Here is a 21,690-nt window from a genome sequence, read left to right on the forward strand (position 1 = left end):
TGAAGCCGCTTCCACAAGGACTGGACTGGGGTTTCGTGTCAGTGCGCGTGATCGGGCATCGTCCGCGCCGCCTGCCAACGCGGCTGCATGACAGTCGACGCCTGCGAAAGAACGCCTGGTCGCGATCCTGTCACGGTCATGCTCCCCAATCCCCAATCCCTAGCCGCACACGCCAGCTAAACTAGGCGGACATTCTTCCAACGGAGTCGCCATGTCCCGCCAGATCATCCATACCGACCGTGCACCGGCCGCGATCGGCCCGTATTCGCAGGCCGTGCGCGCCGGCAACACCGTGTACTTCTCCGGGCAGATCCCGCTGGATCCGGCCACCGGCGAGATCGTCGCCGGCGACATCGCCGCGCAGGCGCGCCGCGCGTTCGACAACCTGCAGGCGGTGGCCGAGGCGGCCGGCGGCTCGCTGGACCGCATCGTGCGCCTGGGGCTGTACCTCACCGACCTGGCGCAGTTCGCGCAGGTCAATGCGGTCATGCAGGACTACTTCCAGGCGCCGTTCCCCGCGCGCTCCACCATCGAAGTCTCGGCGCTGCCCAAGGGCGCGGGCTTCGAAGTGGACGCGGTGATGGTGCTGGACTGATCCCCCGCCGTGCCGCGCGTGCAGGTTCCGGCGCCGGCGCTGTCGGCGGCAGGCGAGGCGACGCTGACCACGCTGCCTGGCGTCGGTCCCAAGCTGGCGGAGAAATTCGCCGCGCGCGGCCTGTCCACCCTGCAGGACCTGTGGCTGCACCTGCCGCTGCGCTACGAGGACCGCACCCGCCTGACCACGGTGGCGGCGCTGCAGCCGGGCGTGCCCGCCCAGATCGAGGGGCGGGTGCAGGCGGTGGACCGCGGCTTCCGCTACCGGCCGATGCTGCGCGTGGCGGTCGCCGACGAGTCGCGCGGCACCCTGGTGCTGCGCTTCTTCCAGTTCCGTGCCGCGCAGGCGGCGCAGTTCGCGGTCGGCGCGCGCTTGCGCGCCTTCGGCACGCCCAAGCCGGGCCAGCATGGGCTGGAGTTCGTGCATCCCAGCTACCAGATCCTCGGCGAGGGCGACGATGCGGCGCTGGGCGATCGCCTGGATCCGGTTTACCCGGCGGTGGAGGGCGTCGGTCCGGCGACCGTGCGCCGGTTGATCGGCCAGGCGCTGGACCGGCTGCCGGAGGAGGCGGCACTGGAACTGCTGCCGGCGTCGCTGCTGAGCGAACTTGGCCTGCCGTCGCTGCGCAGTGCGTTGCTGGTCGCGCACCGGCCGCCGCCGCAGGCCGACCTGGCCGCGCTCGCCGCCGGCCTGCATCCGGCGCAGCAGCGCCTGGCGCTGGAGGAACTGCTCGCGCATCACCTGAGCCTGCGCCGCCAGCGCATCGCCATGCAGTGCCAGCCGGCGCCGTCGCTGCGCGGCCGCGGGCTGCTGGCCAAGCGCCTGCAGCAGTCGCTGCCGTTCCAACTGACCGGCGCACAGCAACGCGTGTTCGCGCAGATCCGCACCGACCTGGAGCGGCCGGCGCCGATGCTGCGGCTGGTGCAGGGCGACGTCGGCAGCGGCAAGACCGTGGTCGCCGCGCTGGCGGCGATGCTGGCGGTGGACAAGCGCAAGCAGGCGGCGCTGGCCGCGCCCACGGAACTGCTCGCCGAACAGCATCTGGCCAACCTGCGCGGCTGGCTGGAGCCGCTGGGCGTGCGCGTGGCCTGGCTGGCCGGCAAGGTCACCGGCAAGGCGCGCAGCGCGACCCTGGCGCAGATCGCCTCGGGCGAGGCGCAGGTGGTGGTCGGCACGCACGCGCTGATGCAGGAGGCGGTGCGCTTCCACGACCTGGCCCTGGCCATCGTCGACGAGCAGCACCGCTTCGGCGTGCACCAGCGCCTGGCGCTGCGCGACAAGGGCGCTTCCGGCGCAGGCGTGCCGCATCAACTGGTGATGACCGCCACGCCGATCCCGCGCACCCTGGCGATGGCCGCCTATGCCGATCTGGACGTCTCCTCGATCGACGAACTGCCGCCGGGGCGCACCCCGGTGCAGACCATCGTGCTCAACGCCGAGCGCCGTCCCGAGCTGGTGCAGCGCATCCGCGTGGCCTGCGCCGAAGGCCGCCAGGCCTACTGGGTCTGCACCCTGATCGAAGAGGCCGAGGACAACGAGAAATCCGCGCAGGGCGGCGGCGCCGGTAACCGGCTCGAGGCCAGCGCCGCGCAGGCCACCTTCGAAGCGTTGTCGGCGCAGTTGCCGGAACTGCGCGTGGGCCTGGTCCACGGACGCATGAAGCCGGCCGAGAAGCAGGCGGCGATGCGCGCGTTCAAGCAGGGCGAGATCGACCTGCTGGTCGCCACCACCGTCATCGAGGTCGGCGTGGACGTGCCCAATGCCTCGCTGATGATCATCGAAAACGCCGAACGCCTGGGCCTGGCGCAGCTGCACCAGTTGCGCGGGCGGGTCGGGCGCGGCGCGGCGGCGTCGAGCTGCGTGCTGATGTACCAGGCGCCGCTGTCGGCGATGGCGCGGCAGCGCCTGGAAACCATGCGCCAGACCAACGACGGCTTCGTCATCGCCGAGAAGGATCTGGAACTGCGCGGTCCCGGCGAACTGCTCGGCACCCGTCAGACCGGCCTGGCCGCGTTCCGCGTGGCCGACCTGGCCCGCGACGCTGGCCTGCTGCCGCGCGTGCACGCCCTGGCCGACCGGCTGCTGGAGGAAGCGCCGGTCCTGGCCGACCGCATCGTCGTGCGCTGGGTCGGTGGGGCGGTGCGGTTCGCCGGGGCGTGAGGGGCCGGGATTCGGCATTGGGGATGACCAGCCATTCGGCTGTTGAAAGCGGGGATTCGTAAAGCGGCCGGCCCGGCTGCCCCTGCGAATCCCCACTCCCCACTCCTTCCCATGCCTGCGCCGCAGTGCCAGACTCGGCGGCCGAATGGACGAGCGAAGCGACGCATGAGCGACAAGATTCCCCTGTTGATCGATACCGACCCTGGCGTGGACGACGCGCTGGCCCTGCTGATGGCGTTCGCCGATCCGCGCCACGAGGTGGTCGGGCTGACCATCGCCGCCGGCAACGTCGGGCTGCGCCACACCGTGCGCAATGCGCTGAAGCTGTGCGAGGTGGCCGGGCGCGAGGATGTGCCGGTGTTCGCCGGCTGCGCCGATCCGCTGCTGCACCCGTCGGTGGACGCCGGGCACGTGCACGGTCAGGACGGTTTCGGCGACGTCGACCTGCCGCCGGCCGCGCGCGGCGCCGAGGCCGAGCATGCCGCGCTGGCGATCCTGCGCCTGTCGCACCAGTACGCCGGGCGCCTGCTGCTGGTCGCGCTGGGGCCGCTGACCAACATCGCGCTGGCGCTGAAGCTGGACCCGACCCTGCCGCAGCGCGTCGGCCGCTTCCTGGTGATGGGCGGGGCGATCACCTGTCACGGCAACATCACCCCGGCCGCCGAGTTCAACATCGCCTTCGACCCGGAAGCCGCGCACATCGTGTTCAAGGCGTTCCCGCACATCGAAGTGGCGGATTGGGAGGCGACCGTTGCGCACGGCCTGCCGCACCGCGAGGTCGAGCAGTGGCTGGCGGTGGATGCGCCCAAGGCGCGCTTCTACGAACTGATCTCGCGCAAGACCCGGCTGTGGTCGGAAGACGCCCGCGGCGAGCACTGGTATGCCGCCGACGCGCTGGCGATGGCCTGGGCGCTGCAGCCCGACGGCGCCGAGGAGGTGCAGTCGCGGCCGATGCAGATCGAGCTGTCCGGGGTGCACACCCGCGGCGCCACCCTGGTCGACTGGAACCGCCAGCTGGGCCTGCCGGACAACGCGACCATGCTCATCCGCTACGACCAAGCCCGCTTCCTGGGCCTGGCCCGCGCGGCGGTCGGCGCCGGCTGAGCCTGGCGGTCCCTGCCTGCACATGCTTCAGAGCCCAGGGCGGCGGCTGGCGACTACACGTAACGTGTGAATTACACGTTGCGTGTAGGGCAGGAGGGCTGTTATAGTTTCCCTCTTGTCCAGCAGCCACCTACGGTGCGAGCCCATGAAGGCCGACATCCATCCCCAGTACCGCGACGTCGTGTTCCACGATGTCACCTCCGATTTCAAGATCCTGACCCGTTCGACCATGTCCTCGAAAGAGACGGTCAAGTGGGAGGACGGCGAAGAGTATCCGTTGATCAAGGTCGAAATCTCCTCGGCTTCGCACCCGTTCTACACGGGCAAGCACAAGGTCATCGACACCAGCGGCCGCATCGACAAGTTCCAGAAGCGCTACGCGCGCTGATCGGAACCGTCGAACGGATGTAAAGCGACGGCCGCCTGCGCGGCCGTTCTGCTATCTGCTTTCCTCTCCCGGCGTTGACGCGCCGGTGTCATCCTTCCGTGAAAGTGCGGCGAGGATGCAACGCTGTGTCGCTTTCCTGCCGCCATCGTGCAGCGTGGGTGGTGAGCGACGACGCAAATGCTGCTGTGCGATAATGGCGCGATCCGTGGCGATTGCCGTGGACTTCCTTCACGCGTCTGTTCGCAACGTAATCGGACAGGCGCCTTCCATCGAGGAGCGCACACTGTGTCCGATCTTGATCAGGTCACGTTGAACGCCGGCGACAAGTCGGTCGTTCTTCCGGTACTCAAGCCCACCCTGGGCAACGATTGCGTCGACATTTCCAAGTTGACCAAGGAGACCGGTCTCTTCACCTACGACTCGGGCTTCACCGCGACCGCCAGCTGCAAGTCGGCGATCACCTACATCGACGGCGACAACGGCGTGCTGCTGTATCGCGGCTACCCGATCGAGCAGTTGGCCGAGAAGTCCAACTTCCTCGAAGTGGCCTACCTGCTGATGAACGGCGAGCTGCCCACCGCCGACGAATTCAAGAAGTTCGACCACGAAGTGACGCATCACACGATGATGCACGAGTCGCTGAAGAACTTCCTCGGCGGCTTCCGCCACGACGCGCACCCGATGGCGATGCTGGCCGGTAGCGTGGCCTCGCTGTCGGCGTTCTATCACGACACCCTCGACCTCAACGATCCGGAGCAGCGCCGCCTGGCCGCGATCCGTCTGATCGCCAAGGTGCCGACGATCGCCGCCGCCGCCTACCGCTACTCCATCGGTTGGCCGATCCGTTACCCGCGCAACAACCTCGGCTACGTCGAGCGCTTCCTGCACATGATGTTCGAGGTGCCGAGCGAGCAGTTGCAGATGAACCCGGTCGTGGCCAAGGCTCTGGACCTGCTGTTCATCCTGCACGCCGACCACGAGCAGAACGCCTCGACCTCGACCGTGCGTCTGGTCGGTTCCACCGGCGCCAATCCGTATGCCTCGGTCGCCGCGGGCATCACCGCGCTGTGGGGCCCGGCGCACGGCGGCGCCAATGAAGCCGTGCTGAAGATGCTGGAAGAGATCGGCACCGCCGACAATGTCGAGAGCGCCGTGGCCAAGGCCAAGGACAAGAACTCGAGCTTCCGCCTGATGGGCTTCGGCCACCGCGTGTACAAGAACTTCGACCCGCGCGCGAAGATCATCCGCGAGATGACCCACAAGGTGCTGGGCGAGCTGGGCGTCAACGACCCGCTGCTGGAAGTGGCGCTGAAGCTGGAAGAGGCCGCGCTGAAGGACGACTACTTCGTGCAGCGCAAGCTGTACCCGAACGTCGACTTCTACTCGGGCATCATCTACAAGGCGCTGAACATCCCGGTGGAGATGTTCACCGTGATGTTCGCCATTGCCCGCACCGCCGGCTGGGTCTCGCATTGGCTGGAGCAGCAGGTCGACCCGGAAATGAAGATCGGCCGTCCGCGCCAGATCTACACCGGCTACGAAAAGCGCGACTACACCAGCGCCGACAAGCGCTGATCGATCGCCGTCAAGGCTGTCCGGAACGCCCCGCCTCGCGGGGCGTTTTTCGTTTGTGGCGGGGGGCCGAAGCGGGGAGGCAGATTGGCAGTAGCCTGTCGCGCTGACTGTAGGCCGCGACACGGGGCGCCAGCCAGCTGTGCGGCGCCCGCGGCATCCTGGCGCGGCGGTCCGCTCAGCCGGACTGGTAGTCGGCGATGTCCTGCTCGGTCAGCAGTTGCCGCAGTTGCGGCATCGAGGCGCGCCGCATCGGCTTTTCGTCCACCTGCGACAGCGGCGCCTGGCGCAGCGCGTCGTAGGGCAGCACGGTCAGGTCGAAGGTCAGTTCCTCGGCGGTGAACAGCCACACCGGGAAGTCCTCGCTACGCTCGCGGTCCAGGCGCAGGCGGCGGCTGCGCAGTTCGGCCGGGATCCGGTGTTCTTCGAGAAAACGTGCCACCGCCTCGGTGTCGTCGCTGTGCAGGTGCAGTTGCACCGGACTGTTGGCGTCGGCGGTACCGTCGTGCACCGGTCCGGCCAGGCGTGGCGCGAAGGCGTGCAGGAAGTCCATCGCGCGCAGCGCCGCCTCGCGGCGCCGGCGCAGTTCGCCGGCATGGTCGGGGCCGGCGAACAGCCGCTGGTATTCGCGCAGGGCGTCCTCGATCTCGCTGTTGCGCGGCAGCGAGGCGTCGTCGTGGATGCCGAGCCGGTCGGCGGCCTTGAGCTTGGCCTGGTGGAAATCGCGGATGCCGCCTTCGGCCATCAGCCGGGCGGCTTCATGCGCCAGCCGGCGGCGGCGTTCGTGCGTGCGGGTCCGGGCGTGTTGCCGAGCGTGGTGCATGGTGCGCCTCCCCTCAAAGCCTGCCCCGACTGTACCGCAGCCTTGCGAAATTCGGGTGTAGCCGGCGCCGCTGCCTGAGGCGGCGTCCGCCGGGCGAGGCGCGCCCGGCGGGAACTGCCCCGGCGAGCGCGGGGGCGGGGGACGCGACACGATCAGAAGATGTCGAATGCCGCGTCGTCGGTCTTCTGGTCCTGCAGGCTTTCGTCGAACTGCTGGATGCGGTCCATGTCCTCGGTCTTGACCCATTCCGTGGCGCCGTTGAGGCTGACCTGGACCATGCCGCCCGGCGGATCGTTGCGGGCGATCGGCTGATCCTTCAGCGCGACCCGCATGTAGTCGATCCAGATCGGCAGCGCCGCCTTGCCGCCGTATTCGCGGTAGCCGAGCGAGCGGTAGTCGTCGCGACCGACCCACACGGTGGTCACGTACGGGCCGCCGAAGCCGGAGAACCAGGCGTCGCGATGGTCGTTGGTCGAGCCGGTCTTGCCGCCCACGTCCTCGCGGCCGAGCACCTTGGCCGCGGTGCCGGTGCCGCGCTGGACCACGTCGCGCATCATCGACACCAATTGATAGGCGGTGCGCTCGTCGATCGCGCGCGGCGCCACCTTGGCCTCGGGGTCGGCGGGCTTCTCGGCGGCAGCCGCCGTGGCCGCGGGCTCTGCCGGCTTGGCCGCCGGCGGCGGCGTGGCCGCGCCGAAGTTGAAGCCGTCCACGACCTGGCTGACCGGTGCGGCGTTGCCGCCGACGCTGCCGCAACTGCGGCAGGCGGTCAGCGGATGTTCCTGGAACAGGACATTGCCGTCGCGGTCGGTGACCTTGTCGATGATCCAGGTGTTGACCAGCGAGCCGCCGTTGGCGAACACGGTGTACCCGCGCGCCACCGACAGCGGAGTCAGCGAGGCGGTGCCCAGCGACATCGACAGGTTCGGCGGCAACTCGGCTTCCTGGAAGCCGAACTGGCTGATGTACTTGCGCGCGAAGTCCACGCCGATGGCGTCCAGCAGGCGCACCGAGACCAGGTTGCGCGACTGCACCAGCGCCTCGCGCAGGCGCATCGGGCCGCGGAAGCCGCCGCCGTCGTTCTGCGGCGACCAGGTCTTGCCGCGGCGGTCGCGGAACACCACCGGTGCGTCGAGCACGATCGAGGCCGGGTTGAAGCCCTTCTCGAACGAGGCCGCGTACAGGAACGGCTTGAAGCTGGAGCCGGGCTGGCGGCGCGCCTGGGTGGCGCGGTTGAACTTGTTGCCGGCGTAGCTGAAGCCGCCGACCATGGCGCGCAGCGCGCCGTTGTTGGCGTCCAGCGACACCAGCGCGGCCTGGCCGCGCGGGATCTGGGTGATCTCCCATTCGCCCGGCTTGTCGCCTTCCTGGATGCGCACCAGGTCGCCGCGCTTGAGCAGGGTGGCGGGGCTGCGCCCGGTCCAGCGGCTGGCGGCCACCGGCAGCACCAGCTCGGTCTTGTTGGCGAGCACCACGGTGGCGCTGCCGTCGCTGCCGGTGCCGGCGACGATGCTGGGCAGCATCCCGCCTTGCGCGTAGATGCCGCTCAGATGGCTGGCCAGCGCCGCCGCATCGGCAGTGGCGGGGACGTCGAAGTGCTTCTCGACGCCATGCCAGCCATGGCGACGATCGTAGACGACCAGGCCCTGGCGCACCGCATGGTTGGCGGCAGCCTGCAGGGTCGCATCGATACTGGTGTAGACGTGGTAGCCCTTGTCCAGCACGTCGCCGCCGAAGCGCGCGATCATTTCCTGGCGCACCAGCTCGGCCACGTACGGGGCCTCGACCTCGACCGGGCGCTCGTGCGGCGCGGCGTGCATCGGCACCGCCTTGGCCGCCTCGGCCTCGGCCGGGGTGATGAAGCCCAGCGCGGCCATGCGGCTGAGCACATAGTTGTCGCGGCGCTGCTTGGCGCGCTCGGGGTTGCTGATCGGGTTGCCGCTGGAGGGGAACTTGGGGATGCCGGCCAGCGAGGCCATCTCGTCCAGGCTCAGCTCGTTGAGCTTCTTGCCGTAGTAGTACTCGGCGGCGGCGGCGACGCCGTAGGCGCGGTTGCCGAAGAAGCTCTTGTTGAGATACAGCTCGAAGATCTCGTCCTTGGTCAGCTCGGCCTCGATCTTGCGCGCCAGCAGGATCTCCGCCAGCTTGCGGGTATAGCTGTATTCCGAGCTCAGGAAGAACTGGCGGGCCACCTGCTGGGTGATGGTGGAGCCGCCCGGTACGCGCTTGTCGTTGGTGGTGGCCAGCAGCCACACCGCGCGCGCGATGCCCTTGTAGTCGACCCCGCCATGCTCGTAGAACCGGGCATCCTCGGTGGCAAGGAAGGCCTGCTTCAGCCGCTCCGGCACGTCCTTCATGGTGATGGGGTAGCGCCGGGTCTCGCCGAACAGCGCCATCAGCTTGCCGTCGCTGGAGTAGACGTACATCGGCTCCTGCAGTTCGACCTTGCGCAGGGTCTGCACGTCCGGGAGCTTGGAGGAGACGACGTAGTACAGCCCGCCTGCCACGGCGGCGCCGACCAGGCCAAGGAGGACGAACAAGACCAGCGCCCAGCGCAGCCAACGACGAAAACGGGGCATCGCGAGAGATTCCGATTGCAGATTTCTTGGGCGCAGAGTATAGAGTACGCCGGGGAACGGCTGGGGCCGGTTCCGGGGATGCGACGGGTTTGCTGCCGCAGGTCATGCCGTGACACGGATCGCGACATGCAACCGGGCGGTTGCCAATTGCAAAAAATTTGTTATTAATGCGCTGGCGCAACATTGGCGTCCAAGTGCCCGCCGGCAGGGGAAAATCCGTGGGGCTTATCCCAAAGAGTCAGCAGCCGCTGATCGGCATCGACATCAGCTCGACCGCGGTCAAGCTGCTGCAGCTTTCGCGTAACGGCAACCGGTTCCGGGTCGAGCATTACGCCGTCGAACCCTTGCCGCCCAATGCCGTGGTCGAGAAGAACATCGTCGAGGTCGAGGCGGTGGGCGAGGCGATCCGCCGCGCCGTGACCCGGTCCGGTACCCGCGCCAAGCATGCCGCGGCCGCCGTGGCCGGTTCGGCGGTGATCACCAAGGTGATCCCGATGCCGGCCGAGCTGGACGAGAGCGAGCTGGAAGCCCAGGTCGAGCTGGAGGCGGTGAACTACATCCCGTACCCGATCGACGAAGTGAACCTGGATTTCGAGGTGCTGGGCGTCATCCCCAACAACCCCGAGATGGTGCAGGTGCTGCTGGCCGCCTCGCGCTCGGAGAACGTGGAGCTGCGCCAGTCGGCCCTGGAGCTGGGCGGGCTGGTGGCCAAGGTGATGGACGTGGAGGCCTTCGCGGTCGAGAACGCCTTCGCGCTGGTGGCCAGCGAGCTGCCGGTGGCCGCCGACGGCATCGTCGCCCTGGTCGACATCGGCGCCACCATGACCACCCTCAATGTCCTGCGTGGCGGGCGCAGCCTGTACAGCCGCGAGCAGGTGTTCGGCGGCAAGCAGCTGACCGACGAAGTGATGCGCCGCTACGGCCTGACCTACGAGGAAGCCGGCATGGCCAAGCGCCAGGGCGGGCTGCCGGAAAGCTACGAGGTCGAGGTGCTGGAGCCGTTCAAGGAAGCCACGGTGCAGCAGATCAGCCGCCTGCTGCAGTTCTTCTATGCCGGCAGCGAATTCAACCGCGTCGACCATATCGTCCTGGCCGGCGGCTGCGCCGCCCTGGCCGGATTGCCGGAGATGGTGGAGGAGCAACTGGGCGTGGCCACGGTGGTCGCCAACCCGTTGGCGCAGATGACCCTGGGGCCGAAGGTGCAGGCGCATGCGCTGGCCCAGGACGCGCCGGCGCTGATGATCGCCACCGGCCTGGCGCTGAGGAGCTTCGACTGATGGCGAAGATCAATCTGCTGCCCTGGCGGGCGGAACGGCGCAAGCAGCGCGAACGCGAGTTCTATTCGATGCTTGGCCTGGCCGCGTTCGCCGGGGTGCTGCTGGCGGGACTGATCTGGTTCTACTACGACCTGCAGATCAGCGGCCAGAACGAACGCAACGCGTATCTGCAGGCCGAGATCGAGAAGGTCCAGGCGCAGAACAAGGAAATCGACACCCTCGACGAGAAGAAGCGCCGCCTGCTGGCGCGCAAGCAGGTGATCGAGGAACTGCAGGCCAAGCGTTCGCAGATGGTGCACCTGTTCGACTCGCTGGTGCGGACCATTCCCGACGGCGTGGTGCTGACCTCGGTGAAGCAGGAAGGCGACATGCTGACCCTGGAGGGCCGCTCGCAGTCCAACGCGCGGGTCAGTACCTACATGCGCAACCTTGAGGGCTCGGGCTGGATGACCAATCCGGAGCTGACGGTGATCGAGGCCAAGGCCCAGGAGAAGGAAGCCAAGGGTCCGATCGTCGATACCAAGGCGCTGCCGTACGTGTTCACGCTGCGGGTCAAGCTGCCGGTGCCGGGCGAGAGCACCGATCCGGCCGCCGCCGGGACGGCACCTGCGGGTTCCGCTGCGCCCGGAACACCTGGTGCAGCCCCCGCGGGCGGCGCGCCTGGCACGCCGCCGGCGCAGGCTTCGGGCGCTCCTGCGCCTGCACCTGCCGCGGGCAGCCCTGCCGCACCGGCGCCGGCCACCGCGCCGGCACCCGCCGCCACGCCAGCGAAACAGGGACCGGCGTCATGAGCAAGAAATTCAACATCAAAGAGCTGGATTTCAACAACATCGGCAATTGGCCGCAGCAGGCCAAGATCGTGTTCTGCGTGCTGGTGACCCTGTTCATCCTGACCCTGTCCTGGTTCCTGCTGATCAGCAGCAAGAGCGACGAGTTGCAGGCGCTGGAGCAGAAGGAAACCGAACTGCGCGCCTCCTTCGAGAAGGAGCAGAGCCGTGCAGTCAACCTGCAGCCGCTGAAGCAGCAACTGGTGCAGATGGAGCAGGTGCTGCAGCAGATGCTGCGGCAGCTGCCGAGCAAGACCGAGATGCCCGACCTGATCATCGACATCTCGCAGACCGCGCTGTCCAGCGGCCTGACCAACGAGTTGTTCCAGCCGGGCCCGGAGTCGCCGAAGGAGTTCTACGCGGAGAAGCCGATCGCCCTGCGCATGGTCGGCAGCTACCACCAGTTCGGCGCCTTCGTCAGTGGCGTGGCCTCGTTGCCGCGGGTGGTGATCCTGACCATGCACGACATCAACCTGAAGCCGCGCGACAAGAGCAACGGCATCACCGCGCGCGGCGAGCTGGAGCTGTCCGGTACGGTCAAGACCTATCGCTACCTGGACGACAAGGAAATGGCCGACCAGGAACAGGCCGCGGCGGCCGCGAAGAAGGCCGGCAAGCAAGGCGGTGGCGCATGAGCCGGCAGCATCGGGTGGTCAGGATTCTCGTTGCGGGCGCGCTGGCGCTGGTGCTTGGCGCTTGCGGCCGCACCATCACCAGCACGCCGGGCGATGCGCCGAATCTGGAGAACTGGGTGAAGGAAGTGCGCGCGCGACCGGCGCAGCCGCTGGAGCCGTTGCCGGTGATGCAGCAGTTCGAAACCTTCGAGTATGCGGCGCAGGGCCTGCGCGATCCGTTCAGCGATGCCTGGGCCAGTCCCGACGGCAGCAGCGGCCTGCGCCCGGATCCGAACCGCCGCAAGGAACCGCTGGAACAGTTCCCGCTGGACAGCCTCAACATGGTCGGCACGCTGGGCAGCGGCGCGGGCCAGGTCGCGCTGGTGATGGCGCCGGACAAGGTGACCTACCGCGTGCGTCCGGGCGTGTACATGGGGCAGAGCGATGGCCGCGTGACCGGGGTGCACGAGGATCGCATCGATTTGATTGAACTGGTGCCGGATGGCGCCGGCGGCTGGCTGGAACGTCCCGCCTCCGTCGCGCTGGACGATCAATGATTGATTATGGGGATAGCACGATGACTTTTTCCAAAGCCCTGAGCCTGCGCCCCATCCGGCGCCACGCGACGATGCGGCTATGCGCGTTGGGGTTGGCGGCGATGCTCGGGAATGCGGTCGTCGCCAGCGCGGCGCCGCCCGCCGCGCCTGTTGCCGCGTCTCCCGCACCTGCGGCGGCGCCGGCCAAGCTCACGGTGTCGAAGATCGACTTCAAGCGCGGCGACGGCGGTGCGGGGCGGCTGATCCTGTCCTTCAACGGCACCGGCGCCAGCCCGGACCTGCGCACCCAGGGCAACAGCGTGGTGGTCGATGTCGGCAACGCCACGCTGCCGCCGGAGTTGCAGCGCCCGCTCAACGTCACCGACTTCGCCACGCCGGTGCAGCGCATCGATGCCAAGCCCTATGCGGGCGGCGCCGAGCTGGTGCTGAACACCAATGGCGCGTTCGAATCGCTGGCCTACCAGTCCGGCAACGAGTACGTGGTCGAGATCACCCCGCGCGCAGCCGCGCCGGCGGTGGGCGCGGTCACCGCGACCACGGTCAGCCAGGCCGCCGCGCAGGTGGCGGCCCGCGGCTACAGCGGCAAGCCGGTGACCTTCAACTTCCAGGACGTGCCGGTGCGCACGGTGTTGCAGTTGATCGCCGAGGAGTCCAATCTCAATATCGTCGCCTCCGATACCGTGCAGGGCAGCGTCACCCTGCGCCTGGTCAATGTGCCGTGGGACCAGGCACTGGACATCGTGCTGCGTGCCAAGGGCCTGGACAAGCGCCGCGACGGCAAGGTGATCTGGGTCGCGCCGCAGCAGGAACTGGCCAAGTTCGAGCAGGACAAGGAAGACGCGCGCATCGCGATCGAGAACCGCGAGGACCTGATCACCGACTACGTGCAGATCAACTATCACAGCGCCACGGCGATCTTCAAGGCGCTGACCGAGGCCAAGGGGATCGGCGGCGGTGGCGGTGGTGGCAGTGGCGGCGCGGGTGGCAGCGGCAACAGCCAGAACGACAATGGCTTCCTGTCGCCGCGCGGGCGCCTCGTCGCCGACGAGCGCACCAACACGCTGATGATCAGCGACATCCCGAAGAAGGTCGCGCAGATGCGCGAGCTGATCAACGTGATCGACCGCCCGGTCGACCAGGTGCTGATCGAGGGCCGCATCGTCATCGCCACCGATACCTTCGCACGCGATCTGGGTGCCAAGTTCGGTGTCGGCGCGACGCGCACCTATGGGGACAATGTCGCTACGGTCGGAAGCAACGCGGCTGGCGGCGGCGTCAATACGCGTGGTCTCAACGTCGATCTGAGCGGTCCGACCTTCACCAGCGCGCAGACCCTGCCCAGTCTTGCCTACACCCTGCTCGGCAAGAACTTCAATCTGGACCTGCAGCTGTCGGCATTGCAGGAAGAGGGGCGGGGCGAAGTCATTTCCAATCCGCGCATCGTGACCTCCAACCAGCGCGAGGCGGTGATCAAGCAGGGCAAGGAGATCGGCTACGTCACCATCACCGGCGGCACCGCTGGCGCTGCCCCCACGCCGAACGTGCAGTTCAAGGAAGTGTTGCTGGAGCTGAAGGTGACCCCGACCATCACCGACGACAATCGTGTGTTCTTGAACATGAGCGTCAAGAAGGACGAAGTCGAGCGTTTCGTGGTCCTGCAGGGCTACGGCACCATTCCCGAGATCAACCGCCGCGAGATCAACACCGCGGTGCTGGTCGACGATGGGCAGACGGTGGTCATCGGCGGTGTCTACGAGTTCAACGACCGCAGCAGCATCTCCAAGGTGCCGTTCCTGGGCGACGTGCCGTTCTTGGGCAATCTGTTCAAGAAGCGTGGCCGCAACAAGACCAAGGCCGAATTGCTGATCTTCGTGACCCCGAAGGTGATGCACGTGGCCAAGCGCGCGCCAGCCTGAGCTGCCTCAAGCAGGTTGGATTCTTCGACGGGAGAGGCGCAAGCCTCTCCCGTCGGCGTTTGCGCCCATCGATGAGGAAATCCTGAATTCGCAGCACGCGGCGTCCGCCGTGCGCGGAACCATTTTCACCGGCGATCGGTCAGACTGCACAAATGAACACTCCATCCCCGACCCTCGATTCCCCGCCGGCCGCGCCCGAGCAGCAGCGCCTGCATGCCGCGTTCGTCGCCCTGCGCGACGGCCTGTCCCAGACCATCGTCGGCCAGTCGGCGCTGGTGGAGCGCCTGCTGATCGCGCTGCTCGCCGACGGCCATCTGCTGGTCGAAGGCGCGCCCGGCCTGGCCAAGACCACCGCGATCCGCGCCCTGGCCTCGCGCCTGGAAGCGGATTTCGCCCGCGTCCAGTTCACCCCCGACCTGCTCCCGGCCGACCTCACCGGTACCGAGGTGTGGCGCCCGCAGGAGAGCCGCTTCGAGTTCCTGCCCGGGCCGATCTTCCATCCGATCCTGCTCGCCGACGAAATCAACCGTGCGCCGGCCAAGGTGCAATCGGCCCTGCTCGAGGCGATGGGCGAGCGCCAGGTCACCGTCGGCCGGCACACCTATGCGCTGCCGAAGCTGTTCCTGGTGATGGCGACACAGAACCCGATCGAGCAGGAGGGCACCTTCCCACTGCCGGAGGCGCAGTTGGACCGCTTCCTGATGCATGTGCGGATCGGCTACCCGGAAGCTGCCGCTGAAGCGGAGATCCTGCGCCTGGCGCGCGAGCGCGCCCGCGAGACGCTGGAGGCCGGCGAGGCGCCGCCGCCGCGCATGCCGCTGGAAGACGTATTCGCGGCACGCCGCGCAGTGCTGGCGCTGCACATGGCACCGCCGCTGGAGCGCTATCTGATCGAACTGGTGCTGGCCTCGCGCGATGCCAGCGGCTACGACGCCGCGTTGGCGCGGCGCATCGCCTGGGGCGCGAGTCCGCGCGGTTCGATCGCATTGGAGCGGTGCGCCCGCGCCCGCGCCTGGCTGGCCGGGCGCGATTTCGTCACGCCCGACGACGTGCGCGCGGTCGCCGCCGATGTACTGCGCCACCGCGTGCTGCCCAGCTACGAAGCGACCGCCGAAGGCTGGGATGGCGATCGCCTGGTCGCGGCGCTGCTGGACAAGGTGCCGCCGCCGTGAGCGTACGCCGCCAATTACGGCTGTTCCCCGCCGCCCGCCTCCGCGCGGAGTAACGACGATGGCACCGCAGCCGACCGCGCCGGGCACGCCGCACGCTGTCGCGCCGGCCGAGGCGGGGATCCGTCCCAGCCTGGCCGAGCTGGTGGCCCTGCGCGCCGCGGTCGCACGCATGCCGCCGCCGCGCCGAGGCCGCCATGGCCTCAGTGGCGCCGCCCCGTCGCCGATGCGCGGGCGCGGCATGGAGTACGCCGAGTCGCGCGAGTACGTGGCCGGCGACGACGTGCGGCACATCGACTGGCGGCTGACCGCGCGCAGCGGCCGCACCCACACCAAATTGTTCCAGGCCGAGCGCGAACGGCTCAGTCTGATCGTCGCCGACACCGCGCCGTCGCTGTACTTCGGCACGCGCGTGCGCTTCAAGTCGGTGCAGGCGGCGCGTGCCGGGGCGGTGGCGGCGTGGGCGGCGCAGCGGCAGGGCGATCGCCTGGCCGCCTTGCGCGGCAGCCGCAGCGAAGCGCCGGTGCCGCCCGCCGCCGGGCCGCGCGGCGTGCTGCGCGTGCTCGATGCGCTGGCGCGCTGGTATGCGCAGCCGCCGCAGGACGATGCCGGCCTGACCATGGCGCTGGATCACGCGGCCAAGCTGCTGCGCCCGGGATCGCGCCTGACCGTGCTGGCCGATCCGGCCAGTGCGCAGGCCGTGCCGGCCGCGCGCTGGGCCGGGCTGGCGCTGCACAACGAAGTGGAGTTGCTGCTGCTCGCCGATCCGCTGGAAGTGCATCCGCCACGCGCCGCCCTGCCGTTCTGGGCAAGCGGTCGCCGCGTGGAGGTGGATCTGCTGGCGAGCACCGCGCAACAGCGCTGGCGTGCGCAATTCGTGCAGCCGTTGGAAACCCTGTCGGCGGAACTGCCGGGCCGCGGCGTGCAGGTGCGGGTATTGCTGAGCGACGCGCCCAGCGAGTCGTGGTTGCTGCCGGTGCAACGGGGGGCGTCGGTATGAGCCCGCAGCAACTGCCCCTGCGCGATGTGCATCTGCCGCCGGCACCGGCCTGGTGGCCGCCCGCACCGGGCTGGTGGATGCTGGCGGCGGTGTTGCTGCTGGCGCTCGGCGTTGCATTGTTGGTATGGATGCGCCGGCGCCGGCGCGAGCAGCGCTGGCAGCGTCAGTTCGATGCGGCGACGCGCACGGGCGAACCGCCGGCGCAGGTGGCCGCGGTCTCGGAGCTGCTCCGGCGCGCGGCACAACGCCGCGATCCCGCCGCGGCGGTGTTGCAGGGAGAGGACTGGCTGCGGTTTCTGGATGGTGGCGACACGCGCCAGGCGTTCTCCACCGGCCCGGGCCGTGTGCTGCTCGATGGCGGCTACCGGCCCAGCGTGGACCCGGCGCAGGTGCAGGCGCTGCTGCCGCTGGCGCGGCGCCGCTTCCTGGCGTTGATGGCAGCGCGGCGTGGAGGACGGCGATGAGCCTGGTGTCGTCGTCGTGGCAGAGCCTCAGCGACCTGCTGGCCGGCTTCGCCTGGCCGTGGATGTGGCTGGCGATGCCGCTACCCTTGCTGGCCAATCTGCTGCTGCCGGCACGGCGCGGCAATGCGCCGGCCTTGCGCGTGCCCTATGGCGAGCGCCTGCAGGCCGTGGCCGCCGCGCCGGCACGCGGCGGGCTGTGGCGCGCCAGCGTGTGGCTGGCGTGGCTGGCCTGGTTCTGCCTGTGCGCGGCGGCGGCGCGGCCGCTGCAACTGGGCGAACCCATCGCGCCACCGCAGCAGGCGCGGCAGCTGATGCTGGCGGTGGATCTGTCCGGCAGCATGAGCGAGCCCGACATGACCCTGGGCGGGCGCGTGGTCGATCGTCTGACCGCGGCCAAGGCGGTGCTGGCCGACTTTCTCGATCGCCGCGATGGCGACCGCATCGGCCTGCTGGTGTTCGGCCAGCAGGCGTATGCGCTGACCCCGTTGACCGCCGATCTGGCCACGGTACGCGACCAGTTGCGCGACAGCGTGGTCGGCCTGGCCGGGCGCGAGACCGCGCTGGGCGATGCGATCGCGTTGGCGGTCAAGCGCCTGCGCGAGCAGAAGCAGGGCGAGCGGGTGCTGATCGTGCTCACCGATGGCGTCAACACCGCCGGCGTGCTCGATCCGCTGAAGGCCGCCGAACTGGCCAAGGCCGAACACGTGCGCGTGTACACCATCGCCTTCGGTGGCGATGGCGGCATGTCGTTGTTCGGTCTGCCGATCCCCGGCAGCGGCGGCGACGACCAGGTCGACGAGGACACGCTGCGCAAGATCGCGCAGGATACCGGCGGGCGCTTCTTCCGCGCCCGCGACACCGCCGAGCTGGCCTCGATCTATGCCGAACTGGACCGGCTCGAGCCGGTACGTTCGGCCGGTCCGGCGGTGCGGCCGCGGATCGAGCGCTACGCCTGGCCGCTGGCGGCGGCGCTGGCGTTGGCGTTGCTGTCCTTCATCTGGCCCTGGAGGCGGCAATGACCCGCGCGATGGAGTTCCTCCAGGCATTGCATCTGTTGCGTCCCGAATGGCTGTGGGCGCTGCTGTTGCTGCCGTTGCTCGGCTGGAGCTGGTGGCGCCGGCGGCGGCGCCGCGACATCTGGCGGCGCACGGTGGACCCGCACCTGTTGCCGCATCTGCTCGCGCGTGGCGATGCCAAGGGCAGCGCTGGCCTGTTGCTGGGCGCGCTGGGCTACGCGCTGGCGGTGCTGGCGCTGGCCGGACCGAGCTGGAGCCAGGAGCAGCAGCCGCTGTGGCAGGCGCGCACGCCGTTGGTGATCGCGCTGGACCTGTCCGCGCAGATCGACGCGCGCGATCTGCCGCCGTCGCGGCTGCTGCAGGCGCGGGCCAAGCTGGCGCGGCTGCTGCACGAGCGCGCCGGCGGCGAAGTGGCCTTGCTCGCGTATGCCGGCGAGCCGTACACGGTGGCGCCGCTGACCGACGATGCGGCGAACGTGGGCCTGTTCCTCGACGCGCTGTCACCGCAGGTGATGCCGGTGGCGGGGCAGCGCACCGACCTGGCGGTCGATTGGGCGGCGCAGTTGCTGCGCCAGGCCGGCTTCTCCCGCGGCGACATCCTGGTGCTCAGCGACCAGGCCGATGCGCAGGCGCAGCAGGCCGCGGCGCGCGCGGCCAGGCAGGGCTATCACGTGTCCGCGCTGGGGCTGGGCACGGCGCAGGGCGCCGCCTACCGCGACGACCAGGGCCGGCTGTCGCACGCGCAATTGGATGCGGGTGCGCTGCGCGCGCTGGCGGAAGCGGGCGCGGGCCGTTACGCGGCGTTGACGCCAGACGATACGGATCTGCGCGCGCTGGGCGTGCTGCGGCCGCAGGAAGCGGACGCCACGGCGGCCGACGAAAGCCATGGCCGCGTGTGGCTCGATCAAGGCTATTGGTTGCTGCCGCCGCTGATGCTGCTGGCCTTGCTCGCGTTCCGCCGTCGCGGTGGCGCCGCGGTGCTGCTGCTGGTGTTGGCGCCGCTGGCGATGCCGCTACCGGTGCATGCGCAGGCTCAGGCGCCAGCGCCAGCACAGACGCCGACACTCGGTCCTGTCGCAGGCGGGTGGTGGGAACGTGCCGATCAGGTCCGCCAGCAACGGCTCGATGCAGGCGTGCAGGCCTACCGCAAGGGCGATTTCGCCGCCGCGCAACAGCAGTTCGAAGGCATCGACAGCGACGCCGGCTGGTACAACCTCGGCAATGCGCTGGCACGGCAGGGCCGTTACGACGAGGCGATCGACGCCTACGACAAGGCGCTGAAACTGCATCCGCAGATGGCCGATGCGATCGCCAACCGCGCCGCGGTGGAGGCCGCGCGCAAGCGCCAGTCGTCGCAGGACTCCAAGTCCGGCCAGCAGGGCAAGGACGGCAAGCAGCAGAAGAGCGGGCAGTCGCAGAACGGCCAGCAACAGAACGGTCAACAGCAAAACGGTCAACAGCAGGCGGGTCAGCAGCAGAACGGCGCCCAGCAGAACCCGCAGCAGAAGAACCAGCAGCAAAACGGCCAGCAGCGCGACGGCCAGCAGGGACGCGATGGCGCCAAGGACGCGCGGCAGGCGCCGCCGAAGCCGGGCGATGCACAGGCGCAACAGCAGGCCGATGCGGCGCAGCGCCAGCAGATGCAGCAGGCGATGGCACAGCAGGGCGGCACCGACAAACAGGCCGCCGAGCGCGCCGCTGCCGCCGCGAACGAGACGCCGCAGCAACGCGAGCAGCGTCAGGCGGTCGAAGCGTGGCTACGGCGGGTGCCGGACGATCCGGGTAATCTGCTGCGCGCCAAATTCAGGCTGGAACACGAACGCAGGCAGCGGGAACAAGAGCCATGATCCACTTCAAGCGACTCGGCCAGGGGGCCCGCGCCTGCGCGGTGCTGATGGTGTTGGCCGCGCTGCTGCTGGCGCTGCCGGCGGCTGCCGCCACGCGCGCGTGGCTGGATCGCGACAACGTCGGCGCCGGCGAGGGCGTGACCCTCAACATCGAGACCGACCAGGCGGCGGCCACGCCGGACTACGCGCCGCTGCGCGCGGATTTCGCGCTCAGCAACGAGGTCAAGAGCCGGCAGATGCAGATCGTCAACGGCACGGTCTCGTCGAAGTCCTTGTTCGGGGTGATGCTGACGCCGCGCAGCACCGGCACGCTGGAGATTCCGTCGCTGCAGGTCGGCAACGAACGCACCGCGCCCTTGCGGCTGGAGGTGGCCGCGGCCAGTGCCGCGGTGCCGGCCACCGCCAATGCCGACGTGCCCGCGCAGGTGGGCAACGCCGACGTCTTCGTGCAGACCGTCGTCGACGACGCGCGGCCCTACGTGCAGCAAAGCGTGGGCGTGGTGGTGCGGCTGTATCTCGGCGTGCCGCTGAGCTCGGGCGAGCTGGACCTGGACGCGCCGGCCGGCGCGTCGCTGCAGCGCGTCGGCGACGACATCCAGAACCGCCGTCAGATCGACGGGCGCATGTACACGGTGGTCGAGCGGCACTACCTGCTGGTGCCAGAGCGCAGCGGCTCGCTGCTGTTGCCGGGCGCGCGTTTCAGCGGCCGCGGCCCCACCGGCTTCTTCGACGACTACTTCGGCCGCGGCGGCGAACTCAATGCGCGCGGCACCGCGCAGACCCTGCAGGTGCGCGCGCAGCCGGCCAATGCGCCGCAGCCGTGGCTGCCGCTGCACGAACTGCGCCTGCGCTACACCGCCACGCCGCAGCGTGCCAAGGCCGGCGAGGCTGCCGACATCGTGGTCGAGGCCACGGCACGCGGCGCGACCCAGGCGCAGTTCCCCGAACTGCCCACGCCTAGTGTCGATGGCGCGCAGGTGTTCGCCGAGCCGCCGCAGGTGCAGGAACGCTTCGTCGATGGCGGGCCGCAGGTGACCGTCACCCGCCGTTACTCGATCGTGCCGCAGGCGGCCGGCCCGTTACTGGTGCGCGGCCTGCGCATGCCGTGGTGGGACGTGGGCGCCGGCGCCGCGCGCGAGGCCAGCCTGCCGGACCTGACCCTGCAGGTGCAGCCCGGACAGGGCGTGCCCACGCCGGCCCCGGCGCCGGTCAGCCCGTCAGCGCCGACGCTGAGCGTGGTGCCGGCCGATAGCGCGGTGACGCCGACGCACACCTTGCAGGGGCGGCTGGCCTCGTTGCCGCTGTGGATGGCGCTGGCCGCGGGCTTCGCGGTGCTGTGGCTAGTGACCCTGGTCTGGGCCTGGCGCCGCGCGCGCCACTCGCGAGCCGTCGCGGCACTGCCGGCCACGGCGGACAACGCGGCGCCTGCGCGTGCACGCGCCGCACTGCCAGAATTGCGCAAGGCGCTGGACAGCGGTGGACTCGACGAGGTCGCCGCGATCCTGTGCGCGCAGGCCAGCGTCGCCGATCTGGATACGGTGGTGCAGCGTCTGGACGATCCGACGCAGCGCGACGCGGTGCTGCGCATGCAGCGCGCACGCTGGGGCGGCGGCGGCGATGTGGCCGGCGCGCGCGCCGCATTGCGCCAGGCATTCTGGGCCGGGCCGCGCTGGCGCGCTGCGCCGCGCAAGCAGGACCAGGACGAGCTGCCGCCGCTGTATCCGCGCGACGTGTGAACCACACCGTTGTACCTTTTGCGATGACTTGTAGCGATATGGTGTG

At 69.5% G+C, this 21,690-nt stretch carries 18 protein-coding genes; 16 read left to right on the plus strand and 2 right to left on the minus strand.

Annotation, left to right across the window (positions count from 1 at the left end; genetic code table 11):
• Nucleotides 1-211 precede the first annotated feature (211 nt).
• The 5 genes from ACHWVH_RS16910 to ACHWVH_RS16930 all read left to right on the plus strand — a co-directional run bounded on the left by ACHWVH_RS16910 (nucleotide 212) and on the right by ACHWVH_RS16930 (nucleotide 5,822).
• Entirely contained in the window at nucleotides 212-595 is a 384-nt protein-coding gene (locus ACHWVH_RS16910; protein ID WP_010341827.1) for a RidA family protein, read from the plus strand.
• A gap of 9 nt (nucleotides 596-604) precedes the next feature.
• Nucleotides 605-2,755, plus strand: a complete 2,151-nt coding sequence (recG, locus tag ACHWVH_RS16915) for an ATP-dependent DNA helicase RecG (protein ID WP_394687589.1) — start codon at nucleotides 605-607, stop codon at nucleotides 2,753-2,755.
• 165 nt (nucleotides 2,756-2,920) lie between these two features.
• Nucleotides 2,921-3,859 carry a nucleoside hydrolase gene (locus ACHWVH_RS16920; protein WP_394687590.1) on the plus strand — a complete coding sequence of 313 codons (939 nt, stop codon included), beginning with the start codon at nucleotides 2,921-2,923 and terminating at the stop codon, nucleotides 3,857-3,859.
• A 145-nt stretch (nucleotides 3,860-4,004) separates the two neighbouring features.
• A complete protein-coding gene (locus ACHWVH_RS16925) occupies nucleotides 4,005-4,247 on the plus strand; it encodes a type B 50S ribosomal protein L31 (RefSeq protein WP_010341537.1) in 243 nt (80 codons plus the stop codon).
• Between the two features lie 285 nt (nucleotides 4,248-4,532).
• Nucleotides 4,533-5,822 (plus strand): citrate synthase, encoded by a 1,290-nt coding sequence (locus ACHWVH_RS16930; protein ID WP_394687591.1) that lies wholly within the window; start codon nucleotides 4,533-4,535, stop codon nucleotides 5,820-5,822.
• A gap of 175 nt (nucleotides 5,823-5,997) precedes the next feature.
• Here ACHWVH_RS16930 and ACHWVH_RS16935 read toward each other — a convergent pair whose 3' ends face one another.
• A complete protein-coding gene (locus ACHWVH_RS16935) occupies nucleotides 5,998-6,642 on the minus strand; it encodes a hypothetical protein (protein WP_017909856.1) in 645 nt (214 codons plus the stop codon).
• Between the two features lie 152 nt (nucleotides 6,643-6,794).
• On the minus strand, nucleotides 6,795-9,221 hold the full coding sequence (locus tag ACHWVH_RS16940; protein WP_152236125.1) for a penicillin-binding protein 1A: 2,427 nt from the start codon (nucleotides 9,219-9,221) through the stop codon (nucleotides 6,795-6,797).
• 218 nt (nucleotides 9,222-9,439) lie between these two features.
• On the opposite strand from ACHWVH_RS16940, the gene ACHWVH_RS16945 reads away from it, so the two are divergent.
• From ACHWVH_RS16945 to ACHWVH_RS16995, 11 genes are all read left to right on the plus strand, one after another.
• Nucleotides 9,440-10,498 (plus strand): pilus assembly protein PilM, encoded by a 1,059-nt coding sequence (locus tag ACHWVH_RS16945; RefSeq protein WP_017908825.1) that lies wholly within the window; start codon nucleotides 9,440-9,442, stop codon nucleotides 10,496-10,498.
• Nucleotides 10,498-11,289, plus strand: a complete 792-nt coding sequence (locus tag ACHWVH_RS16950) for a PilN domain-containing protein (protein WP_394687592.1) — start codon at nucleotides 10,498-10,500, stop codon at nucleotides 11,287-11,289. The genes ACHWVH_RS16945 and ACHWVH_RS16950 overlap by 1 nt, the downstream gene beginning before the upstream one ends.
• Nucleotides 11,286-11,960 (plus strand): type 4a pilus biogenesis protein PilO, encoded by a 675-nt coding sequence (locus ACHWVH_RS16955; RefSeq protein ID WP_017914107.1) that lies wholly within the window; start codon nucleotides 11,286-11,288, stop codon nucleotides 11,958-11,960. Before ACHWVH_RS16950 ends, ACHWVH_RS16955 begins: the two co-directional genes overlap by 4 nt.
• Nucleotides 11,957-12,496 (plus strand): pilus assembly protein PilP, encoded by a 540-nt coding sequence (locus ACHWVH_RS16960; RefSeq protein ID WP_026143551.1) that lies wholly within the window; start codon nucleotides 11,957-11,959, stop codon nucleotides 12,494-12,496. The genes ACHWVH_RS16955 and ACHWVH_RS16960 overlap by 4 nt, the downstream gene beginning before the upstream one ends.
• A 20-nt stretch (nucleotides 12,497-12,516) precedes the next feature.
• Entirely contained in the window at nucleotides 12,517-14,412 is a 1,896-nt protein-coding gene (locus tag ACHWVH_RS16965) for a type IV pilus secretin PilQ (protein WP_267092737.1), read from the plus strand.
• 152 nt (nucleotides 14,413-14,564) lie between these two features.
• Complete coding sequence (locus tag ACHWVH_RS16970) at nucleotides 14,565-15,584, plus strand: MoxR family ATPase (RefSeq protein WP_017914104.1); 1,020 nt, start codon at nucleotides 14,565-14,567, stop codon at nucleotides 15,582-15,584.
• Between the two features lie 58 nt (nucleotides 15,585-15,642).
• Nucleotides 15,643-16,581, plus strand: coding sequence for a DUF58 domain-containing protein (locus ACHWVH_RS16975; protein WP_394687593.1), 939 nt, complete (start codon nucleotides 15,643-15,645; stop codon nucleotides 16,579-16,581).
• The gene (locus ACHWVH_RS16980) at nucleotides 16,578-17,045 is read left to right on the plus strand and encodes a DUF4381 family protein (RefSeq protein ID WP_153750743.1); all 468 of its coding nucleotides are present in this window, start codon (nucleotides 16,578-16,580) and stop codon (nucleotides 17,043-17,045) included. The genes ACHWVH_RS16975 and ACHWVH_RS16980 overlap by 4 nt, the downstream gene beginning before the upstream one ends.
• Nucleotides 17,042-18,064: a VWA domain-containing protein gene (locus ACHWVH_RS16985; RefSeq protein WP_148829531.1), complete on the plus strand. Its 1,023-nt coding sequence runs from the start codon at nucleotides 17,042-17,044 to the stop codon at nucleotides 18,062-18,064. Before ACHWVH_RS16980 ends, ACHWVH_RS16985 begins: the two co-directional genes overlap by 4 nt.
• Complete coding sequence (locus tag ACHWVH_RS16990) at nucleotides 18,061-19,908, plus strand: tetratricopeptide repeat protein (protein ID WP_394687594.1); 1,848 nt, start codon at nucleotides 18,061-18,063, stop codon at nucleotides 19,906-19,908. Before ACHWVH_RS16985 ends, ACHWVH_RS16990 begins: the two co-directional genes overlap by 4 nt.
• On the plus strand, nucleotides 19,905-21,644 hold the full coding sequence (locus ACHWVH_RS16995) for a BatD family protein (protein WP_394687595.1): 1,740 nt from the start codon (nucleotides 19,905-19,907) through the stop codon (nucleotides 21,642-21,644). The genes ACHWVH_RS16990 and ACHWVH_RS16995 overlap by 4 nt, the downstream gene beginning before the upstream one ends.
• Nucleotides 21,645-21,690 lie beyond the last annotated feature (46 nt).

This window comes from uncultured Xanthomonas sp. (assembly GCF_964278005.1).
GTDB classification, from domain to species: Bacteria; Pseudomonadota; Gammaproteobacteria; order Xanthomonadales; family Xanthomonadaceae; genus Xanthomonas_A; species Xanthomonas_A sontii.